General features: G+C 70.7%; 16 protein-coding genes and 1 pseudogene. 9 read left to right on the top strand and 8 right to left on the bottom strand.

What is annotated here, in order from left to right; translation table 11 throughout:
* The first annotated feature begins 94 nt into the window (after positions 1–94).
* The 4 genes and pseudogenes from ACZ4UU_RS11145 to leuA form a co-directional block, all read left to right on the top strand.
* Complete coding sequence (locus ACZ4UU_RS11145) at positions 95–1141, top strand: 3-oxoacyl-ACP synthase III family protein (RefSeq protein ID WP_468038636.1); 1047 nt, start codon at positions 95–97, stop codon at positions 1139–1141.
* Positions 1138–2274, top strand: coding sequence for a beta-ketoacyl-ACP synthase III (locus tag ACZ4UU_RS11140; RefSeq protein ID WP_468038634.1), 1137 nt, complete (start codon positions 1138–1140; stop codon positions 2272–2274). Before ACZ4UU_RS11145 ends, ACZ4UU_RS11140 begins: the two co-directional genes overlap by 4 nt.
* Positions 2271–2522: an acyl carrier protein gene (locus ACZ4UU_RS11135; protein WP_361925905.1), complete on the top strand. Its 252-nt coding sequence runs from the start codon at positions 2271–2273 to the stop codon at positions 2520–2522. Before ACZ4UU_RS11140 ends, ACZ4UU_RS11135 begins: the two co-directional genes overlap by 4 nt.
* Before the next feature lie 111 nt (positions 2523–2633).
* A pseudogene (leuA, locus tag ACZ4UU_RS11130) lies at positions 2634–4352 on the top strand (2-isopropylmalate synthase); the annotation flags it as partial.
* 14 nt (positions 4353–4366) lie between these two features.
* On the opposite strand, the gene ACZ4UU_RS11125 reads toward leuA, so the two are convergent.
* The 4 genes from ACZ4UU_RS11125 to pdhA form a co-directional block, all read right to left on the bottom strand.
* Positions 4367–4960, bottom strand: a complete 594-nt coding sequence (locus ACZ4UU_RS11125) for a TetR/AcrR family transcriptional regulator (RefSeq protein ID WP_468038631.1) — start codon at positions 4958–4960, stop codon at positions 4367–4369.
* Positions 4961–5053: 93 nt separating this feature from the next.
* Positions 5054–6313, bottom strand: a complete 1260-nt coding sequence (locus ACZ4UU_RS11120; protein ID WP_468039196.1) for a dihydrolipoamide acetyltransferase family protein — start codon at positions 6311–6313, stop codon at positions 5054–5056.
* A gap of 30 nt (positions 6314–6343) precedes the next feature.
* Positions 6344–7324 (bottom strand): alpha-ketoacid dehydrogenase subunit beta, encoded by a 981-nt coding sequence (locus ACZ4UU_RS11115; RefSeq protein ID WP_468038629.1) that lies wholly within the window; start codon positions 7322–7324, stop codon positions 6344–6346.
* Position 7325: 1 nt separating this feature from the next.
* On the bottom strand, positions 7326–8435 hold the full coding sequence (gene pdhA, locus ACZ4UU_RS11110) for a pyruvate dehydrogenase (acetyl-transferring) E1 component subunit alpha (RefSeq protein WP_468038627.1): 1110 nt from the start codon (positions 8433–8435) through the stop codon (positions 7326–7328).
* Positions 8436–8830: 395 nt separating this feature from the next.
* Here pdhA and ACZ4UU_RS11105 point away from each other — a divergent pair, with 395 nt between their 5' ends.
* Genes ACZ4UU_RS11105 through ACZ4UU_RS11090 form a run of 4 tightly spaced genes read left to right on the top strand, consistent with a single transcriptional unit; the run spans position 8831 to position 11403 of the window.
* Positions 8831–9295, top strand: coding sequence for an FAS1-like dehydratase domain-containing protein (locus ACZ4UU_RS11105; protein WP_468038625.1), 465 nt, complete (start codon positions 8831–8833; stop codon positions 9293–9295).
* Positions 9292–9750, top strand: coding sequence for a MaoC/PaaZ C-terminal domain-containing protein (locus ACZ4UU_RS11100; RefSeq protein ID WP_468038623.1), 459 nt, complete (start codon positions 9292–9294; stop codon positions 9748–9750). Before ACZ4UU_RS11105 ends, ACZ4UU_RS11100 begins: the two co-directional genes overlap by 4 nt.
* Positions 9737–10615 carry an arylamine N-acetyltransferase family protein gene (locus tag ACZ4UU_RS11095; RefSeq protein WP_468038621.1) on the top strand — a complete coding sequence of 293 codons (879 nt, stop codon included), beginning with the start codon at positions 9737–9739 and terminating at the stop codon, positions 10613–10615. Before ACZ4UU_RS11100 ends, ACZ4UU_RS11095 begins: the two co-directional genes overlap by 14 nt.
* Positions 10612–11403 (top strand): 4'-phosphopantetheinyl transferase family protein, encoded by a 792-nt coding sequence (locus ACZ4UU_RS11090; protein ID WP_468038619.1) that lies wholly within the window; start codon positions 10612–10614, stop codon positions 11401–11403. The genes ACZ4UU_RS11095 and ACZ4UU_RS11090 overlap by 4 nt, the downstream gene beginning before the upstream one ends.
* A 46-nt stretch (positions 11404–11449) precedes the next feature.
* On the opposite strand, the gene ACZ4UU_RS11085 is transcribed toward ACZ4UU_RS11090, so the two are convergent.
* Both ACZ4UU_RS11085 and ACZ4UU_RS11080 read right to left on the bottom strand, forming a co-directional pair.
* Positions 11450–12118 (bottom strand): response regulator transcription factor, encoded by a 669-nt coding sequence (locus ACZ4UU_RS11085; RefSeq protein WP_361936974.1) that lies wholly within the window; start codon positions 12116–12118, stop codon positions 11450–11452.
* Between the two features lie 220 nt (positions 12119–12338).
* The gene (locus tag ACZ4UU_RS11080; protein ID WP_468038616.1) at positions 12339–13553 is read right to left on the bottom strand and encodes an MFS transporter; all 1215 of its coding nucleotides are present in this window, start codon (positions 13551–13553) and stop codon (positions 12339–12341) included.
* A 394-nt stretch (positions 13554–13947) separates the two neighbouring features.
* On the opposite strand from ACZ4UU_RS11080, the gene asnB reads away from it, so the two are divergent.
* Positions 13948–15795 carry an asparagine synthase (glutamine-hydrolyzing) gene (asnB, locus tag ACZ4UU_RS11075; RefSeq protein ID WP_468038614.1) on the top strand — a complete coding sequence of 616 codons (1848 nt, stop codon included), beginning with the start codon at positions 13948–13950 and terminating at the stop codon, positions 15793–15795.
* 219 nt (positions 15796–16014) lie between these two features.
* Here the strand turns inward: asnB and ACZ4UU_RS11070 are convergent, their stop codons facing one another.
* Entirely contained in the window at positions 16015–17298 is a 1284-nt protein-coding gene (locus tag ACZ4UU_RS11070) for an acyltransferase family protein (protein ID WP_468038612.1), read from the bottom strand.
* Positions 17299–17300: 2 nt separating this feature from the next.
* Positions 17301–18458: an LLM class flavin-dependent oxidoreductase gene (locus ACZ4UU_RS11065; RefSeq protein WP_468038610.1), complete on the bottom strand. Its 1158-nt coding sequence runs from the start codon at positions 18456–18458 to the stop codon at positions 17301–17303.
* Between the last annotated feature and the right edge of the window lie 174 nt (positions 18459–18632).

The raw sequence follows: 18632 nt of genomic DNA, 5'->3' as shown, positions 1-18632 counted from the left end.
CCGCTGTGGGGTTCCACATGAACGGGCTCGCTGGAAAACGGACAGGAACTGCATGATGCGAACTGCCGACCAACGGCAAGAGAAATTCCACGGCGTGGGAATCCGCGCCGTGGGCGCCTACCTTCCCGAGAAAGTCCTCAGCAACGTCGACCTGGAAGAGATTCTCATCACCCGGGACGACTGGATACGGGAGAACATCGGCGTCGAGACCCGTCGCGTGGCGGCCGACGACGAGTGGACCTCCGATCTCGGCGCCCGGGCCCTGCGGGACGCCTGTGACCGTGCCGGGATCACGCCCGCCGACGTGGACCTGGTGATCTGCGGAACGTACACCCCCGACAACATGGCGCCGCCCACGGCGATGCTCGTCATCGACAAGGCCGGCGCGACCGGCGCGACCGGCTTCGACGTCAACAGCGGTGCCTGCCCCGGCAGTGTGTTCGCGCTGGACGTGGGCGCCAAATACGTCGCCTCGGGCGCCTACCGCAGGGTCGCGGTGGTGATGGCCGACGTCAGCACCAAGACACTGGACTGGAAGGACGTCGGCCCCGCCGTCATCTTCGGCGACGGCGCGGCGTGCTACCTGCTGGAGCCGTGCGCCCCGGGCGCCGGGATCGGCCCCACGTCGCTGCGCAGTGACCCGACGCGGTACCGGGCGGTGTGGGTGGCGAGGGAGGAACGCCGCGCCCGGGACGGCCGGCCCCGGCAGAGCGCGTTCGGTGACAACTTCGCCCAGCTGTCCGGCCCCGCGGTGCGGGAGTTCGCCGTGGGCGAGGTGCCCGGCTTCATCGAGGAGTTGCTGGCCGACAACGGGCTCACCCCGTCCGACGTGGATCTCTTCGCCCTGCACCAGGCCAATCTGTACATCGTCCACGGCATCGTGGAGGCGTTGGGGGTGCCCCAGGACCGGACGGTGACGAACGTCCAGAAGTACGGCAACACCTCGGGCGCCAGCGTCCCTCTGGTGCTGCGCGACGCGCTCGACAACGGCAGGCTCTCCCCCGGGGATCTCGTCGTGCTGGCCGCCTTCGGGTCCGGGGTGAGCATGGGTGCCACCCTGGTGCGCTGGTGCGGCGAGGACGACTTCGGCGCACCGGACCGGTCCTCCGCGGAGTTCGCCGGGGCGGTGGGGACGGCATGACGGGCCCCGGCATCCCCCTGGCGGCCGAGGGGAGCGGCGTCGGCATCGTCCGGCGGTCACACGGAACGCCCGCGGGCATCCTCGGAGTCGGCACCTATGTACCGTCGCGGCTGGTCAGCAACGCCATGCTGTGCGAGCGGATCGACAGCTCCGACGAGTGGATCCGCAGCCGCTCCGGCATCCGGACCCGCTACTGGGCCACGGAGGAGGAGACCGTCGAGGAGATGGCGGTCTCCGCGGCGGCCCAGGCCGTGGCGAACGCGGGGCTGACGCCCGAGCAGATCGACTGCGTGATCGTGTCCACCGTCTCCCACCTGCGGCAGTTTCCTTCGCTCGCCGTCGCCGTGGCGCACCGCCTCGGCACCCTGGCGCCCGGGGCGTTCGACATCACCGCCGGATGTGCCGGTTTCTGCTACGGGCTTTCGCTCGCCGCCGACCTCGTCGGCGCGGGCAGTGCCCGGCACGTTCTCGTGATCGGTGTCGAACGGCTCTCGGAGCAGCTCGATCCGGAGGACCGGACGACTGCCTTCCTCTTCAGCGACGGGGCGGGCGCGTTCGTGGTGGGCCCGTCCGACGAACCGGGCATCGGACCCGTCGTATGGGGATCCGACGGGTCCCACAAGGACACGATCCGGCAGAGCACCTCATGGGCGTCACTGCGCGAGGCGAGGGACGCACCCTGGCCGGTGATCGCCATGGAGGGACGCGAAGTCTTCAAGTGGGCCGCGTACGAGATGGGCCCGGTGGCCCAGCGGGCGCTGGAGCAGGCGGGCGTGGGCGTCCAGGACCTCGCTGCCTTCGTCCCTCATCAGGCCAACCTCCGCATCACCGAGGAACTGGTGAAGGGCCTGGCGCTACCGGAACACGTCGCGGTGGCCCGCACCATCGTCGACTACGGAAACTCCTCGGCGGCGTCCATCCCCACCGCCGTACACCGCATGCTCGCCGACGGTGACGCGGAGCCGGGCGGTCTCGCCCTGCTGCTCGCCTTCGGCACCGGTCTCGTCTACGCCGGGCAGGTCGTCCGGCTTCCCCCGGCCCCACCCGAGCCACCCCGGCCGGCCGTCCCCGCGTCGCGGTCGGCCGAACCGGCATCACACACACCGTTCGACAACCAAGGAGCAGCAGTATGAACAGGGACGACGTCTTCCGCACCCTCACGGAGATCCTCGACGAGGTCGCCGAGGTACCGGCCGAAAGGGTCACCCCCGACGCCTCGTTCACCGACGACCTGGAGCTGGACTCGCTGGCCGTGGTCTCGGTGTTCGTCCTGGTCCAGCGCAGGTTCGGGCTGGACGTGCCCAACGAGGACGCCGACGCCCTGACGACGGTGCGCGCGGCGGTCGACTACCTGGAGAGCCGCGTCACCGCGGCCGTGTGACCAAGGACCCCCACGGGCCGGCCCACCGCACAGCGTCGTGCGCGGGTCGGCCCGTCCGTTCCCCGGTTCATCCGCCGGCCTGTACCGGAACTCTTGAGGAGCCGAAGCATCATGGCGAACCGTCAGCAGCCCAGTTCCATGCCGATCCACAAGTACGGCCGCTACGAGCAGGTCGACATCCCGGACCGCACCTGGCCCCAGAACCGCGTCACCACCGCCCCCCGCTGGCTCTCCACCGACCTGCGTGACGGCAACCAGGCGCTGATCGACCCGATGTCGCCCGAGCGCAAGCGCCGGATGTTCGACCTGCTGGTCAAGATGGGCTACAAGGAGATCGAGGTCGGCTTCCCCGCGTCGGGGCAGACGGACTTCGACTTCGTACGCTCCATCATCGAGGAGCCCGGGGCGATCCCCGACGATGTCACCATCTCCGTGCTGACCCAGGCCCGCGAGGACCTGATCGAGCGCACGGTGGAGTCGCTGAAGGGCGCCAGGCGGGCGACGGTGCATCTGTACAACGCCACCGCCCCCGTCTTCCGCCGGGTCGTCTTCCGCGGCTCCAGGGACGACATCAAGCAGATCGCCGTCGACGGCACCCGTCTGGTGATGGAGTACGCCGAGAAGCTGCTGGGTCCGGAGACGGAGTTCGGCTACCAGTACTCGCCGGAGATCTTCACGGACACCGAGCTGGACTTCGCGCTGGAGGTCTGCGAGGCGGTGATGGACGTCTATCAGCCCGGTCCGGGCCGCGAGATCATCCTCAATCTGCCGGCCACGGTGGAGCGTTCGACGCCGTCCACGCACGCGGACCGCTTCGAGTGGATGGGCCGTAACCTGTCGCGGCGTGAGCATGTCTGTCTGTCGGTCCATCCGCACAACGACCGCGGTACGGCGGTGGCGGCGGCGGAGCTGGCGCTGATGGCGGGTGCCGACCGTATCGAGGGCTGTCTGTTCGGGCAGGGTGAGCGCACCGGCAACGTCGACCTGGTCACGCTGGGGATGAACCTGTTCTCGCAGGGCGTCGACCCGCAGATCGACTTCTCCGACATCGACGAGATCCGCCGGGTGTGGGAGTACTGCAACCAGATGGAGGTCCACCCGCGCCATCCGTACGTGGGCGACCTGGTCTACACGTCCTTCTCCGGCTCCCACCAGGACGCCATCAAGAAGGGCTTCGACGCGATGGAGGCCGACGCGGCCGCCAGGGGCGTCACGGTCGACGACATCGAGTGGGCGGTGCCGTACCTGCCGATCGACCCCAAGGACGTCGGCCGCTCCTACGAGGCGGTCATCCGCGTCAACTCGCAGTCCGGGAAGGGCGGTATCGCCTACGTCCTGAAGAACGACCACAAGCTGGACCTGCCGCGCCGGATGCAGATCGAGTTCTCGAAGCTGATCCAGGCCAAGACGGATGCCGAGGGCGGCGAGGTCACCGGCGGTGACATCTGGGCGGTCTTCCAGGACGAGTACCTGCCGAACCCGGAGAACCCCTGGGGCCGTATCCGGTTCAAGAGCGGTCGGACCACGTCCGGGACCGATGGTGTGGACGTCCTCACCGTGCAGGCCACCGTCGACGGCACGGAGACGACCTTGACCGGCTCGGGCAACGGTCCGATCTCGGCCTTCTTCGACGCCCTGCAGTCCATCGGCATCAACGCCCACCTACTGGACTACCAGGAGCACACGATGAGCGAGGGCGCCTCCGCGCAGGCCGCCTCCTACATCGAGTGCGCGATCGACGGCAAGGTCCTGTGGGGCATCGGAATCGATGAGGACGCCGTCCGGGCGTCCTTCGGGGCGGTCGTGTCGGCCGTCAACCGGGCTTGCCGTCGTGACGCTGTCGGCTATGTGCGGGAGGCCCCACGCAACAGTGCCCAGACTTCCCTGGCCGCCTGAGCCGCCGACGGCCTGTCGGGCATCGACACCCAGTGGGTGAACACGCCGACGAAGGCCCCTGCCAGGTAGTGCGCGCGCAGTTCGAGTGACGGGTCGGCCGCCGGGAGATCGGCGTCCGACCCGCTCAACTGCACGGCCACCTCGTGCGCCAGCAGTTCACGGAGCCGGTTGATGAAGCGGGCGGCACCGCTCGGGCCCAGCATCCGCTGGTAGAGCGTGTCGTTCGCCTCCACGTGGCGGAAGAGGGCCACCAGTTCTTTCGGGGCACGCCCCGCTGCCCTGGTCAGCGGGCACTGTGCCGCCGCACGCGCCAGACGGCCCACTTCCTCCTCCATCGCGTCGAGGAGGAGGGCGTCACGATCGCGGTAGTGCAGGTAGACCGTCGCGCGGTTCACCGTCGCCCGCTCGGCGATGTCGGCGATGGTCAGTGCTTCCACGTCGCGTTCCGCGGCGAGTTCCAGCGCCGCGGAACGCAGAAGGGCACGGGTGCGCCGGACGCGGGGGTCCATGCGCTCGGCGGTCGCGGTCGGCTTGTTCGGCATGGAACCAGCATAGGTGATGCACGACAGATGCTGAATAAGCAACGTGAGTCGTGTATCGCTTGCTGTCGCTGGATGGTCAGGGCGGCCGGCCCGTCACGTCCAGGTGATCAGCCGCTTGGGCTGTTCCAGGATCGCGGCGACGTCGGCCAGGACCTTGGAGCCCAGCTCGCCGTCCACCAGGCGGTGGTCGAAGCTGAGGGCCAGGGTGGTGACCTGGCGGGGCTTGACCTTGCCCTTGTGGACCCACGGCTGGAGCTTGATCGCGCCGACCGCGAGGATCGCGGACTCGCCGGGGTTGAGGATCGGGGTGCCGGTGTCGACGCCGAAGACGCCGACGTTGGTGATGGTGACCGTGCCGCCCTGCATCGTGGCCGGGGTGGTCTTGCCCTCCCGTGCCGTGGACACCAGCTCACCGAGCGCCTCGGCCAGTTGCGGGAGCGTCTTGGTGTGGGCGTCCTTGATGTTCGGGACGATCAGACCGCGCGGGGTCGCCGCCGCGATGCCCAGGTTGACGTAGTGCTTGTGCACGATCTCCTGGTTCGCCTCGTCCCAGGACGCGTTGACGTCCGGGTTGCGCTTGATCGCGACCAGCAGGGCCTTGGAGATCAGCAGCAGGGGATTCACGCGCAGGCCCGCGAACTCCCTGTCCTCCTTGAGCTCCTCGACCAGCTTCATCGTGCGCGTCACGTCGATGGTGATGAACTCGGTGACGTGCGGCGCGGTGAACGCCGAGCCGACCATCGCCGCCGCCGTCGCCTTGCGGACGCCCTTGACCGGGACACGGGTCTCACGGACCGCGTCGTACGTGACCACCGGCGCGGGGGCGGGCTGCGGTACCGGCTCCGCTGCCGGGGCCTGGGGGGCTACCGCCGCGCGGACGTCCTCGCGCGTGATGATGCCGCCGGGGCCGGTCCGGGTCACGGTGGCCAAGTCGACGCCCAGGTCCTTGGCCAGCTTGCGCACCGGCGGCTTCGCCAGCGGACGGGGCTCGCCTGTGAGCACAGTGCCGGACCACGAGGCCGGTGCGGCGCGGCCCTTGCGCGGGCGGCGCTCGGTGGCGGACGGGGTTACGCCGTAGCCGACCAGCACCGGCTCGCGGTCGGCCGGTTCCGCGATGACCGCTGTGTCCGCCGGCGCTGTGCGCACCGTGATGATCGGCACGCCCACAGCGACAACTTCCCCTTCACCGGAGTGGAGTTCGTCGACCACCCCGTCGTACGGGATGGGCAGTTCCACGGCCGCCTTGGCCGTCTCGACCTCGCACACCACCTGGCCGTCGGTGACCGTGTCGCCCGGCTGGACGTACCACTTGAGGATCTCCGCCTCAGTCAACCCCTCGCCGGGATCGGGCATCTTGAACTCGCGTATCACAGGTCTTCTCCCTCAGTACGCCAGGGCACGGTCGACGGCGTCGAGCACCCGGTCCAGGCCCGGCAGGTACTCCTCCTCCAGGCGCGCCGGCGGATACGGGGCGTGATAACCGCCGACCCGCAGCACCGGGGCCTCCAGGTGGTAGAAGCAGCGCTCCGTGATCCGGGCGGCGATCTCCGCACCCGAGCCGAAGAACACCGGCGCCTCGTGGACCACGACCAGGCGGCGGGTCTTCTCGACGGAGGCCTGGATGGAGTCGAAGTCGAGCGGGGAGACCGAGCGCAGGTCCAGGACCTCCAGGGACTTGCCCTCCTCGGCGGCCGCGTCGGCGACCTCCTGGCACAGCTTCACCATCGGGCCGTAGGCGGCCAGGGTGAGGTCCGTGCCCTCGCGCACGACCCGCGCCTTGTGCAGCGGGCCCGGGATCGCCTCGGTGTTGACCTCGCCCTTGTCCCAGTAACGCCGCTTCGGCTCGAAGAAGATCACCGGGTCGTCGCTCTGCACGGCCTGCTGCATCATCCAGTACGCGTCCGACGGGTTGGAGGGGCTGACGATCTTCAGACCCGCCACGTGCGCGAAGAGCGCCTCCGGGGACTCGGAGTGGTGCTCCACCGCGCCGATGCCGCCGCCGTAGGGGATGCGGACGACGACCGGGAGTTTGACCTTGCCCAGCGAGCGGGCGTGCATCTTCGCCAGCTGCGTGACGATCTGGTCGTAGGCCGGGAAGACGAAGCCGTCGAACTGGATCTCCACGACCGGGCGGTAGCCGCGCAGGGCGAGGCCGATCGCCGTACCGACGATGCCGGACTCCGCGAGCGGGGTGTCGATGACACGGCTCTCGCCGAAGTCCTTCTGCAAACCGTCCGTCACCCGGAAGACGCCGCCGAGCTTGCCGACGTCCTCGCCCATGACGAGGACCTTGGGGTCCGTGTCCAGGGCGCGGCGCAGCGACTCGTTGATCGCCTTGGCCAGAGCCATCTTTTCCGCTGCCATCTCAGTGACCCCCCTCTACGTCCGCGAACGACGCCTGGTAGGCGGCGAACTGGGCACGCTCCTCGTCGACGAGCGCATGCCCGTCCGCGTACACGTTCTCGAAGATGGCGAAGTGGTCCGGGTCCGGCATGGCACGCACCGCCTCGCGCACTCGTTTGCCCAACGCCTCGCTCTCGGCCTCCAGTTCCGCGAAAAATCCCTCGTCCGCGTGGTTTGAAGCCTCCAGGTAACGGCGAAGGCGCAGGATCGGGTCCTTCGCCTCCCAGGCCAGGCGCTCCTCGTCACCGCGGTAGCGGGTGGGGTCGTCGGACGTGGTGTGGGCGCCCATGCGGTACGTGTACGCCTCGACCAGCGTCGGACCCTCGCCGCCGCGGGCACGCTCCAGCGCCCACTTCGTCACGGCCAGACAGGCCAGCACGTCGTTGCCGTCGACACGGACGCCGGGGAAGCCGAAACCCTGCGCCCGCTGATAGAGCGGCACCCGGGTCTGCTTCTCCGTCGGCTCCGAGATCGCCCACTGGTTGTTCTGACAGAAGAACACCACCGGCGCGTCGTGAACGGCGGCGAACGTAAACGCCTCGGCGACATCGCCCTGGCTGGTCGCGCCGTCACCGAAGTAGGCGGCGACCGCCGAGTCCGCGCCGTCCTTGGCCACCCCCATCGCGTAGCCGGTGGCGTGCAGCGTCTGGGAGCCGATGACGATGGTGTAGAGGTGGAAGTTGTTGCTGCTCGGGTCCCAGCCGCCGTGGTCCACGCCCCGGAACTGGGCCATCAGCGCGGCCGGTTCGACGCCGCGGCACCAGGCGACGCCGTGCTCGCGGTACGTGGTGAAGACGTAGTCGTCGTCTCGCAGGGCGCGGCCGGAGCCGATCTGGGCGGCCTCCTGGCCGAGCAGCGACGGCCACAGGCCCAGCTCGCCCTGGCGCTGCAGGGAGGTGGCCTCGGCGTCGAAACGCCGGGTGAGCACCATGTCGCGGTAGAGGCCGCGCAGGTCAGCGGCGGTCACATCGGCCGTGAAGCCGTCGTACTCCGCGTTCCTGATCCGCTCACCCCGCGGGGTGAGCAGTTGTACGGCCCGCGGTTCGCTCCCGGGGCACGCCGGCGCTGTCATCTCGTTGGCTCCTTCGGCTGTCGATCGCCACTCGCGCGCTGTGCGCTCCCGGTGGCCGGCGCGTCCGTCCGCGCAGTCGGTCGTGAAGGGCCCGGCCGGCGTGTCGCTCGTGGCGATCCGCAGGGGAGCCGGCCGGGCCTGTCGGGCACGGGATCGCCGCCCTGCCATGCCTACCAAGGCGGCCCGCCGGTGCGGGAGGCCTGGATGGCCCGCCCGAGCGGGCCGGTCACCCGGTCACCGCCCGGGGGCATCGGGGGCGTCGATGTGCCAGCCCGGACGGCGTTGCCCGGGGGCCCGAGCACCCGTGACAGTGGGCACTTCGAGCCGGTACGCCGATCAAGGGAGTGTCCTGGTGGACGTAGCGGACCGGCACCGACGACAGCGACGGAGAAGCGATGCTCATCGCCGAGAGACTGGCCGGTCCGCTGCCCGCCTACCGGGTCCGCGTCGAGCGGGACGCCGTCCGGCGTTTCGCCGACGCCATCGGCGCGACGGACGACGTGCACCACGACAGTGCGGCGGCGAGGGCCGCCGGCCACCGCGACATCCTGGCGCCGCCCACGTACCTGTTCGGCGTCGATCTCGAACGGGGAGACGTACTGCGCCGGCTGGCCGATGCGGGCGCCGATCCGGCGTCCTGCCTCCACGTCTCACAGGAGTTCGGTTACGACTCGTCCGTCTGTGCCGGTGACACGCTGCTGCTGTCGCCGTCCTTCGCCGTGCCCTCGCTGCCCGGCCGAGGCCCCAGGGAGTTCGTGGCCCGGGAAACGGTGGTCCGTCGTCCCGACGGCGGTCGGGTGGCGTGGCTGCGCCAGGTCGTGGCGGTACAGGCGCGGGCGACGACCGGGAGCGCGGCATGACGGCGACGGACGCCTTCGCCACGTGTCCCGGTGCGGAACTGCCCGCGCTGCGGCTGCCCGCGGTCACCCCTGAGCTGGCGGCCGCGTTCGCCGTTGCGTCCGGAGACACCAACCCGATCCATCTGGACCCCGAAGCGGCGCGCGCCGCGGGGCTGCCCGGTGTGATCGCCCACGGCATGCTGACGATGGCGCTGCTGGGCCGACTGGTGACGTCATGGGCGTCCCAGGACCGGCTGCGTGCGCTGCGGACCTCTTTCGTGGCACCGGTGCCGGGCGGTGACGCGATCACCTGCACCGGGACGGTGACCGACGTGACGCGGACCGGGGACGGGGACTTCCGGGCGGTGGTCCGGCTCGTCGCCCGCCGTTCGGATGGCAGGACGGTGGCGCGCGGTGTGGCGGAAGTGGCCGTCGACCCCGTTCCCGGGGAGGAGTTGCCCGATGCGGTCGCCTGATGTCCGCCGCTACCTCGACCGCCTGCGGATCGATCACACCGGTCGCCCCAGCGTGGAGGGGCTCAGGGCGCTGCACGCCGCGCACGTGGAGCGCGTGCCGTACGAGACGCTCGACTTCCAGTTGGGCCGTCGTACGTCCATGGCTCCGGAGTACTCGGTGGAACGTGTCCTGACGGGCCGCGGCGGTTACTGCTTCCACCTCAACGGAGCCTTCGCGCAACTGCTGACGGCGCTCGGCTACGAGGTGACGTGGCACCGCGGCGGAATCCAGGTGGACCGGGGCACGCCCGCACCGGGCGCGAACGGCAACCATCTGACCCTCACCGTGTCGGTGGGGGGTGAGACCTGGCTCGCCGACGTCGGTATGGGGGACGCCCTGCATGAGCCGTTGCCGTTGCGGGCGGGTGTGTACGAGCAGGGTCCGTTCCGGTACCGGCTCGGGCGGTCGGCGACGGAACCGGGCGGGTGGCGCCTCGACCACCACGCGCACGGCAAGTTCGCGGGCATGGACTTCTCGACCGCGTCGGCCGCCGCGCCCGACTTCCAGGCCATGCACCGGGTGATGTCCATGTCGCCGGCCTCGGTGTTCGTGCGGATCGCCTCGGTGTACCGGCGGGACGCGGACGGTGTCGACGGCCTGTGCGGGTGTGTGCTGAGCCGCGTCGACCGCTCCGGCAGCCGAACGGTGCGCGAACTGACCTCGGCCGACGAGTGGTGGGACACCGTGGCGGGGGTGTTCGGGCTGACCCTGGACGATCTGAACGCGGAGGACCGCGCGCGCCTGTGGGACTGGCTGGTCCGCTCGCACGCGATCAGGCTCCGCCTCAGGGCGGAGCGGGAACAGTCCCCGGCCGGTGCCGCGTGACGGCCGGGGGGACCGTCGGGGGTAAGACGGATCCGTACGGCCCTGACTCCGGACGGGACGACTCCGGACGGGTCGCTGCCGACTGGGCCGAGGCCGGACGGGTCTACGACGTGCTCGGAACACCGGTCCCGGTCTGGCGGGGCCGGCTGGCCGACGAGCCGGGCGAGGAGGACCTGCGCCTGTTGTCCGCGCAGGAGTCCGTCCGCTACCGGTCGTTCCACGCCCCCGTCCTGGCCGCACGCTACGCGGGGGCGCATGCCGCGCTGCGCCGTGCTCTGGCGTCCGTGCTGCACACGGATCCCGCCGCGATCGAGTTCGGCCGTGAACCGTGCCCGGTCTGCGGTGAGCGGAAGCACGGCCGCCCGGTGATCACGTTCCCGGTCACCGGCGTGCAGTTCAGCCTGTCCCATTCGGGCCCCGACTGGCTGTGCGCGGTGGCCGACGGCACCGCGGTCGGAGCAGACGTCGAGCGCCTGCGTCGCCAGGTGCCGCCGGGACTGCACGAGGCGGTGCTCAGCCCTGCCGAGCGGTCCTATCTGACGAGCCGTCCCCCTGAGACGTGGCCGGCCGAGTTCGCCCGGTGCTGGACCCGCAAGGAGGCGGTCGTGAAGGGCAGCGGCGTCGGGGTGGCGACCGATCTGCGCCGCGTGGAGGTACGCCCGGACCGCGCGACAGCACTGGTCGGCCACCGGGGTGCCGAGGGCGGGCCGGACACCTGGGCGGTGCGGGACCTGCCCGCGGGGCCCGGCCACCGTGCGGCGGTCGCCGTGGCCGTCGTACGGCGTTGAGACGCGTTGGCCGGAGCGCGCTGCCCCGGCCGGCGGCGGGCACCGGTCAAGCGGGCTCCGGTGCGAGTATGCCCTCCTGCATCGCCCTGACCACCGCCATCGTGCGGTTGGGGCAGTTCAGCTTGGCCAGGATGTTGCTCACCAGCCGCTTCACACCGTGCTCGGAGATCACCAGACGGCGCGCCACCTGCTTGTTGCTCAGCCCTTCGGCCAGCAGCTGAAGGACCTCGAGCTCCCGGGGCGTCAGAGTGGTGCCGCGGAAGTCCTGGTCCATGGAGCGCCTCTGTCCCGCCCTGCCGAGCAGTGTCCGGGCCAGGGTGGAGGAGACGAACAGCCTGCCTTCCAGTACGTCGGTCACCGCGGCGGACAGGGTCTGTGTGTTGAGGTCCTGCTGGTCCACGAAACCCTGCCCGTGGATCTTCGCGGCGCGCTCGATGTCCTGGTCGTCGCCGCCGTCGACGAGGACCAGCAGGCGCGTCCCGAGGCTCCGCAGCTTCTCGGCGTACTCCGGCCACTGCTCACCGGCCTCCTTCGCGGCGAGGAGGACGAGATCCGGAGCGTCGGGAAGCCGGGCGACGACGTCCTCACCGGTGGCGAAACAGCGGACCGAACTCCCGTCGGCCACGGTTCGGATCATGGCCTCGATGCCATAGCGCTGGACGACGTCCTGCAGCACCACGGCGATATGGCGAGCGGTCGGATACTCGGCGTTCATGTCTCTCCCCCTGGTACCTGGATGCGTGGGCCCAGATGTGTCTCGACCTGGTGGGACGGCGTTTTGAGCCGGAAGGGGACACGGGCATCCAGTTTCCGTGTCCCCCCCAGAATAAAAAACGAACGATTGGTTTTCAATGACCGGTCGCACAGTGAGACGACCGCCATACATGCGGTGGCCGCCGGACCCGGGTCCGGCGGCCACCGAGGCGTCAGCGTGATCAGTGCGCCTGAGGAGCGGCTTCGCGTTCGGCCGGCGCGGTGCCGGCGGTGGCGCCCTGCTCCCCGGCCGCGCCCCGGCCCGCCGTGGCGATCAGAAGGACGACCAGTGCCGTCTCCACCACCGCCAGTGCGGGGAGCGCCCCGGGGCCGGACAGGGCGAGCAGCAGGCCGCCCAGTACACCGCCCAGTGACGTGCCGAGGTACATGACGCTGGCGTTGAGCGCCATCACCTCGTTGCCGGACGCACCGGCGCGGCTGAGCAGCCAGACGGCGAGCGGCGGGTTGAGCATGCCGATCGCGAAGGCCATGACCATGACCAGCAGGACCAGCAGCCAGAAGGGGGTCTCGCCCCACAGGACCGAGCCGGACAGGCCGACCATCGCGGTCACCAGCGTCCCGGCGCCGATGAGGACGGTGCGCAGCGGGCCCAGCTTGTCGCTTGCCGTGCCGCCGATCTGGGTCGCGACGAGACCGGCGAAGCCGGCCGCGACGAACAGCCCCGCGATGCCGTTGGTGCCGACGTCGCCCGCCGCCGAGGTGATGGGGGCGATGTACGTCATCATCATCATGCTGCCCGCGGACAGCAGCATCATCGCGCTGAGCCCCCTCAGGACGGGGCCGTGGGTGACCGGGGCGAGCCGCTCGCGCAGCGCCATGGCCGGCGGCGGCTCCAGCGGCGGAAGCAGCGCGAGCATGCTGACGAGGACGACCGCGCCGAGCGCCACGCACATCCAGAAGGCCGCCTGCCAGCCCCAGGTGCCGCCGAGCCAGGTGCCGATCGGCACGCCGAGGAGCTGGGCCAGCATGATGCCGCCGCTGAGCAGGCCGAGCGCCTTGCCGCGCTGCCCCTCCGGCGGGACGGTGCCCGCGGCGGCGAAGCACATCGGAGTCACCGCGGCGGCGGCCATCGCGCTCGCCACACGGGAGGCGAGCAGCACTTCGTAGGAACCCGCGGTCGCGGCGACGACATTGCCGAGGATGAAGAGCGTGACAGCCCAGGCGGCGAGCGTGCGGCGGGGCACGCGGGCGGTGACCACGGCCGCCAGGGGCGCGCAGATCGCGTACACGATCGAGTAGACGGTCACCAGTTGGCCCGTGGCCGACTCGCTCGTTCCGAGACCGTCGGCCAGTTCGCGCAGGATGCCCGCGACGACGAAGTCGGCGGTGCCGAAGGTGAAAAGTGCCAGCACCATTGGTGCGAGCCAGAGTCCCATGAGGTCCAACCTCTCGGTACACAGGGGGAGATGCAGTGGGGGTGGCCGCTGCCGGGCCGTCAGAATAGCCAACAGGCGACGTCTAAACAACACGTGTTGATTAGATGCGGGCGTCGGTCAGCGCCTCCTGTCGCGGCCGATCGGTGCCGCAGGCAGGCCCCTTGCAGCGTTCCACGTGCGAAGCCGTGCCCGGAGGCCCGAAGGGGCGGACGAACGAAGGGCTCGCGGCGCGCCGTCCGGAGTGCTCGTTCGTGCAGGGCGTCAGGGCTCGGACGGACCGCCGTCCGGTTCGTACGATCCGGCGGATCCCCCTTTCCTTCCGCACCCGCTCGACCCGCGCGCTGCTGCGCGCCCGGGCGGGCGTGCGGCGACTTCCCCTGGAGGCAGAGAACCGATGTGCGGCATCACCGGCTGGGTGTCCTTCACCCAGGATCTGGCCCATCACGTCGACACCGTGGAAGCGATGAACGCCACCATGTCCTGCCGTGGTCCGGACGCCCACGGCGTCTGGACCGGCCGTCACGCGGCCCTTGCGCACAGCCGGCTCGCGATCATCGACCTGGAGGGCGGGCGACAGCCCATGTCCGCCGCGGTGCCCGGCGGCGAGGTCGTCATCACGTACAGCGGCGAGGTCTACAACTACCGGGAACTGCGTGAACTCCTCACCGGTCGCGGGCACACCTGGACGACGCGGAGCGACACCGAGGTGGTGCTGCGCGCCTACCTGGAGTGGGGCGACGCCTGCGTCGAGAAGCTCAACGGGATGTTCGCCTTCGCGATCTGGGACTCCCGGTCGGAGCGGCTGCTCCTGGTCCGTGACCGTGCCGGGGTCAAGCCGCTCTTCTACCGCCCGACCGCCGACGGCGTCCTGTTCGGCTCGGAGCTCAAAGCGGTGCTCGCCCACCCCGACAGCGACCGGACCGTCGACGCCGACGGTCTGCGCGAGATGTTCCTGTTCACCCGGACCCCGGGGCAGGCCATCTGGCGGGGCATGCGCGAGATGCGCCCCGGCACCATGGTGACCGTCGACCGGACCGGCGTGCGCGAGCGCGTGTACTGGAAGCTGGAGGCGCACGAACACACGGACGACCTGGCGACCACGACCTCGCACATCCGGGAGCTGCTGGAGGACATCGCCGCCCGGCAGATGGTCTCCGACGTGAGCCGGTGCGTTCTGCTGTCCGGAGGTCTCGACTCCAGCGCGCTCACCGCGCTGACCGCCGCGGGGCTGCGCCGCGACCACGGCGACGAACGCGTCCGCACGTTCGCGGTGGAGTTCGCCGACGGCGCCGAGACGTTCCAGGCGACGGAGTTGCGCGAGACCCAGGACGCGCCGTACATCCGCGAGGTCGTCGCCCATGTGGGCACCGATCACCACGACGTCGTCCTCGACTCCCGCGCCATGACGGACCAGCAGGTGCGCCGGGCCACGGTCCGTGCCCGCGACCTGCCGGGTGTGCACGGTGACATGGATCTCTCGCTGTATCTGCTGTTCCGCGCCGTGCGGGAGCGCTCGACGGTCGCCCTGTCCGGCGAGGCCGCGGACGAACTCTTCGGCGGGTACCTGTGGTTCCACCATCCCGCCGCGCAACAGGCGGACACCTTCCCGTGGATGGCTCTCTTCGGTGACGCCGAACAGGAGGCGCTGAAGCTGCTGCGCCCCGAGGTCAGGGAGCGGCTGCGGCTGGTCGAGTACGCACGGGACCGCTATGCCGACGCTGTCGCGGAGGTGCCACGGCTGCCCGGTGAGGACGGCCTGGAGGCGCGGATGCGGCGCATCAGCTATCTCAACCTCACCCGGTGGATGCCGTCGCTGCTCGAACGCAAGGACCGGATGAGCATGGCCAGCGGGCTGGAGGTCCGGGTGCCCTTCTGCGATCACCGGCTGACCGAGTACGTGTTCAACACGCCGTGGAGCCTGAAGACCTTCGACGGCCGGGAGAAGAGCCTGCTCAGGGCCGCCGTCCGCGACGTCCTGCCGGCGTCCGTGGCAGACCGCAGGAAGAGCCCCTACCCGTCCACTCAGGACCCGTTCTACCAGCAGTCACTTCAGCAGCAGGCCAAGCAGGTCGCCGCGGAACCGAACAGCACCCTCTTCTCGCTGGTCAGTGATGAGTGGCTGGCCCGCGCCGTCGCCACGGACCCTGCCCGGATGGACATCTCCGTGCGGCACGGCCTGGAGCGGGTGCTGGAACTGGCCACCTGGATCGACCTCTACGGCCCCGACATCGTGATCGACTGATTCCCGCCGTCCCACCCTCACCCCTGCCCCCACCCCTGCCCCGGGCCCGGTGCGCAAGAAGCGCGCCGGGCCCGGGCGTGTCGGGGCGGTCGGGAGCCATCCCCGGCCAGGGTCGGCTCGCGACCGCCGCAAAGCCGCACCGCCCCGCCGACACGTGGTGAGTCGGCGGGGCGGTGCGGCTTTGCGAGCCGGGATGTACGCGTACGGCGGCCGGCGGGCTCAGCTCGGAGCGGCAGGGCCCGCGCTACGCGGGCGCAGGACCCGCATCATGGGACGCTCGACCCCCCGGTACAGCGCCCAGGCGAGGACGGAGCACACCGCGAGATAGAGCAGGAAGACCACCACTCCCAGCCACATGGGTGCCGCCGCCTCAGGTGAGGCCAGCAGCCCCAACTCGTGCAGCCAGCCGCGCAGATGGACGCCGGTCCACATCAGGAACACCAGCTGCACCATGTACAGCGCGAACGAGATCTCCCCGAGGAACACCATCGTGCGGCTGCGCAGGGGCGTCCACCGGCCCGTGACGTCCGCCTGGGCCAGGGCCGCGATCAGCAGTGCGAAGGGTACGAACGTCACCGCCACGCGCTGCAGCGGTTCGGGTGCGTACGTGCCCAGCCAGATGGAGCCGACGGCCAGCACGAGCGCCACGGGAACGCCCGGCCCCCGCCACAGTCCGCGGCGCACCAGGCAGGCGAGCGCGATGCCGCAGACGAACTCGGCGAGCCGCATGAGCGGGAAGACGTAGACGAACCAGTACATGAACGGTCCGCCGATGGACTCCGTCGGAATGCTCTCGGAACCGCCGGGGTGCTTGAGCGTGAAGGCGCTGGACGCCAGGTACGGCACCACGAACGCGGCCACCGCGCACAGTCCGGCCACCCAGCGCAGGGTGAGCGCCCGGGCCGATGCCATGGCGGCGTACAGGGCCGGGAACGCGAAGTAGAAGAACGCCTCGCAACTCAGCGACCAGGCAACCGGGTTGAGGCCGTAGGACACGGACTGGTCCGGCACCCAGGACTGGACCAGGAACAGGTGGGTCAGAACCAGCTGCCAGCCGGGGAGCGCGTCCGTGGTGGTCGCGATCCACACGATCGCCAGCACGGTGGTGACGAAGAAGACGGGATAGATCTTGGCGAAGCGTCGCTGCCAGAACCTCCGGGCGGTGTCGTTCGGCTTGCGGGACCACGCGAGGACGAATCCGCTGAGGATGAAGAAGCAGCTCACACCCACGAATCCGGTTCCGAACACCGCATGCAGGGCGGTGTCCAGCGGGGAGAGGTCGGTGGAGCCCGCGGGGGTGCTCAGCATGAGCTTCCCGGCGTGCTCCCCGAACACCAGCAGTGCCGCCCACCACCGCAGCCCCGTCAGCGAGTCGAGTCTGGAGGCGCCGCCCGCGCCGGTCGTGGTGCCCGTCGGCGCCTCGGCCCCCGTGGTGGTGGCGGCCGGTGCCGGGCCGCGCGCCGGACGGGACGGGACCGGGGATGCCGTACTTGTCGCACTCATGGTCAGGCCCCGGATCCGGACGTCGCCTGCTGGAAAGCGGCGACGGCCTTGCCCATGAAGGCGGAACGGTTCTCCTGAACCCATCGGCCGGACTGCCGCGGACCGTCCAGTCGCCCGTCGAAGTGCGGTGCCACGTAGCGCGCGAGGAGTTCGAAGCTGTGCCGGGTCTGCTCGCGCGGGGCCCAGTCGTTCACCGCGACGAGCAGCCTGCCGAAGCCGCCGGTCCGCTCCACCAGCCGCTCCACGGCCTCGATGCAGTCGTCGACCGATCCGACGATGGCGGCGCCGGACTCGGCCATCGCCGCGACCTCCTCGCCGGCGGGGACTCCGGGGAATTCGACCGGCAGCCCGAGGGTGTCCCGGAAGTACCCGTGGGCGAAGCGCCGGAAGCCCTCGCGGACGTCGGCGTACGCCTGCTTGGTCGTCTCGGCCACGTGCACCGGGAGCACGATCCGCCAGTCGCCGCGGCGCATGGCGCTGCCCGCCTCCGCCGCGGCCGTCTCGGCGTGCGCCCACTGGGCCGCGAGGTCGATCGGGGGCGCACCCGGGACCGGTGCGCCGAACGACAGGGGGCTGAGCCCGTAACGTCCGGCGAGGCGCATGCTGACCGGCGACGAGGCGCTGGATATGGCCACCTCCAGATCCGGCGAGTACGGCATCAGGTGCAGCCGTGCGTCACGCAGGGTGAACCAGTCGGTGGAACGGGTCACCGTCTCCCCGGCCAGCAGGGGGCGTATGACCTCCAGCGCCTCCCCGGTCATACGGCGGGTGTCGACCGCCTCGACGCCGAGCATGTGGGCGTCCGCGGGTGACGACCCGGAACCGACACCGAACATGACCCGGCCACGGGTCATGTGGTCGAGCTGCACGATGCGGGACGCGGCGTGGAACGGGTGGTGGTACGGCAGGCTCACCACGCCGGTCCCCAGGCGTATGCGACGGGTGCGTTCGGCCGCCGCGGCGAGGAAGACCTCCGGCGAACTGATGGTGCCCCACCCTCCGGAGTGGTGCTCCCCGACCCAGACCTCGTCGAGGCCGAGGTCGTCGAGCCAGGAGATCAGGTCGAGATTGCGCCACATCTGCAGGTCGGGGGCCTCACCCGGCGGATGCAGCGGCGAGATGAACGCGCCGAAGCCTACGGCGGCGGGGGCGGTGGTCATACGTGTCTCCCTGAAGCGTGACGGAAGGGTTCGGGCGGGCCGGCCGGACGGCCGGCCGAGTGGGCCGGACGGGGCATGGGCCGTCGGCAGGAGCAGGGCAGGCGGGGCCGCGGCGGCCCGGCGGCCGATCGGGATGGCGGTGCGGCCGATCCCTCGCTCCGACCGGGCGCACCA

This window comes from Streptomyces sp. NPDC028907 (assembly GCF_055564995.1).
Note: the sequence above shows the minus strand (reverse complement) of the source record. Positions and strands in the feature narration are given on the sequence as shown.

Bases quoted from the DNA above. Each gene is read 5' to 3' on its own strand.
- ACZ4UU_RS11140 (WP_468038634.1), top strand. From the start codon at position 1,138: ATGACGGGCCCCGGCATCCCCCTGGCGGCCGAGGGGAGCGGCGTCGGC.
- ACZ4UU_RS11135 (WP_361925905.1), top strand. From the start codon at position 2,271: ATGAACAGGGACGACGTCTTCCGCACCCTCACGGAGATCCTCGACGAG.
- ACZ4UU_RS11125 (WP_468038631.1), bottom strand. From the start codon at position 4,960: ATGCCGAACAAGCCGACCGCGACCGCCGAGCGCATGGACCCCCGCGTC.
- ACZ4UU_RS11120 (WP_468039196.1), bottom strand. From the start codon at position 6,313: ATGCCCGATCCCGGCGAGGGGTTGACTGAGGCGGAGATCCTCAAGTGG.
- ACZ4UU_RS11115 (WP_468038629.1), bottom strand. From the start codon at position 7,324: ATGGCAGCGGAAAAGATGGCTCTGGCCAAGGCGATCAACGAGTCGCTG.
- pdhA (WP_468038627.1), bottom strand. From the start codon at position 8,435: ATGACAGCGCCGGCGTGCCCCGGGAGCGAACCGCGGGCCGTACAACTG.
- ACZ4UU_RS11105 (WP_468038625.1), top strand. From the start codon at position 8,831: ATGCTCATCGCCGAGAGACTGGCCGGTCCGCTGCCCGCCTACCGGGTC.
- ACZ4UU_RS11100 (WP_468038623.1), top strand. From the start codon at position 9,292: ATGACGGCGACGGACGCCTTCGCCACGTGTCCCGGTGCGGAACTGCCC.
- ACZ4UU_RS11095 (WP_468038621.1), top strand. From the start codon at position 9,737: ATGCGGTCGCCTGATGTCCGCCGCTACCTCGACCGCCTGCGGATCGAT.
- ACZ4UU_RS11085 (WP_361936974.1), bottom strand. From the start codon at position 12,118: ATGAACGCCGAGTATCCGACCGCTCGCCATATCGCCGTGGTGCTGCAG.
- ACZ4UU_RS11080 (WP_468038616.1), bottom strand. From the start codon at position 13,553: ATGGGACTCTGGCTCGCACCAATGGTGCTGGCACTTTTCACCTTCGGC.
- asnB (WP_468038614.1), top strand. From the start codon at position 13,948: ATGTGCGGCATCACCGGCTGGGTGTCCTTCACCCAGGATCTGGCCCAT.
- ACZ4UU_RS11070 (WP_468038612.1), bottom strand. From the start codon at position 17,298: ATGAGTGCGACAAGTACGGCATCCCCGGTCCCGTCCCGTCCGGCGCGC.
- ACZ4UU_RS11065 (WP_468038610.1), bottom strand. From the start codon at position 18,458: ATGACCACCGCCCCCGCCGCCGTAGGCTTCGGCGCGTTCATCTCGCCG.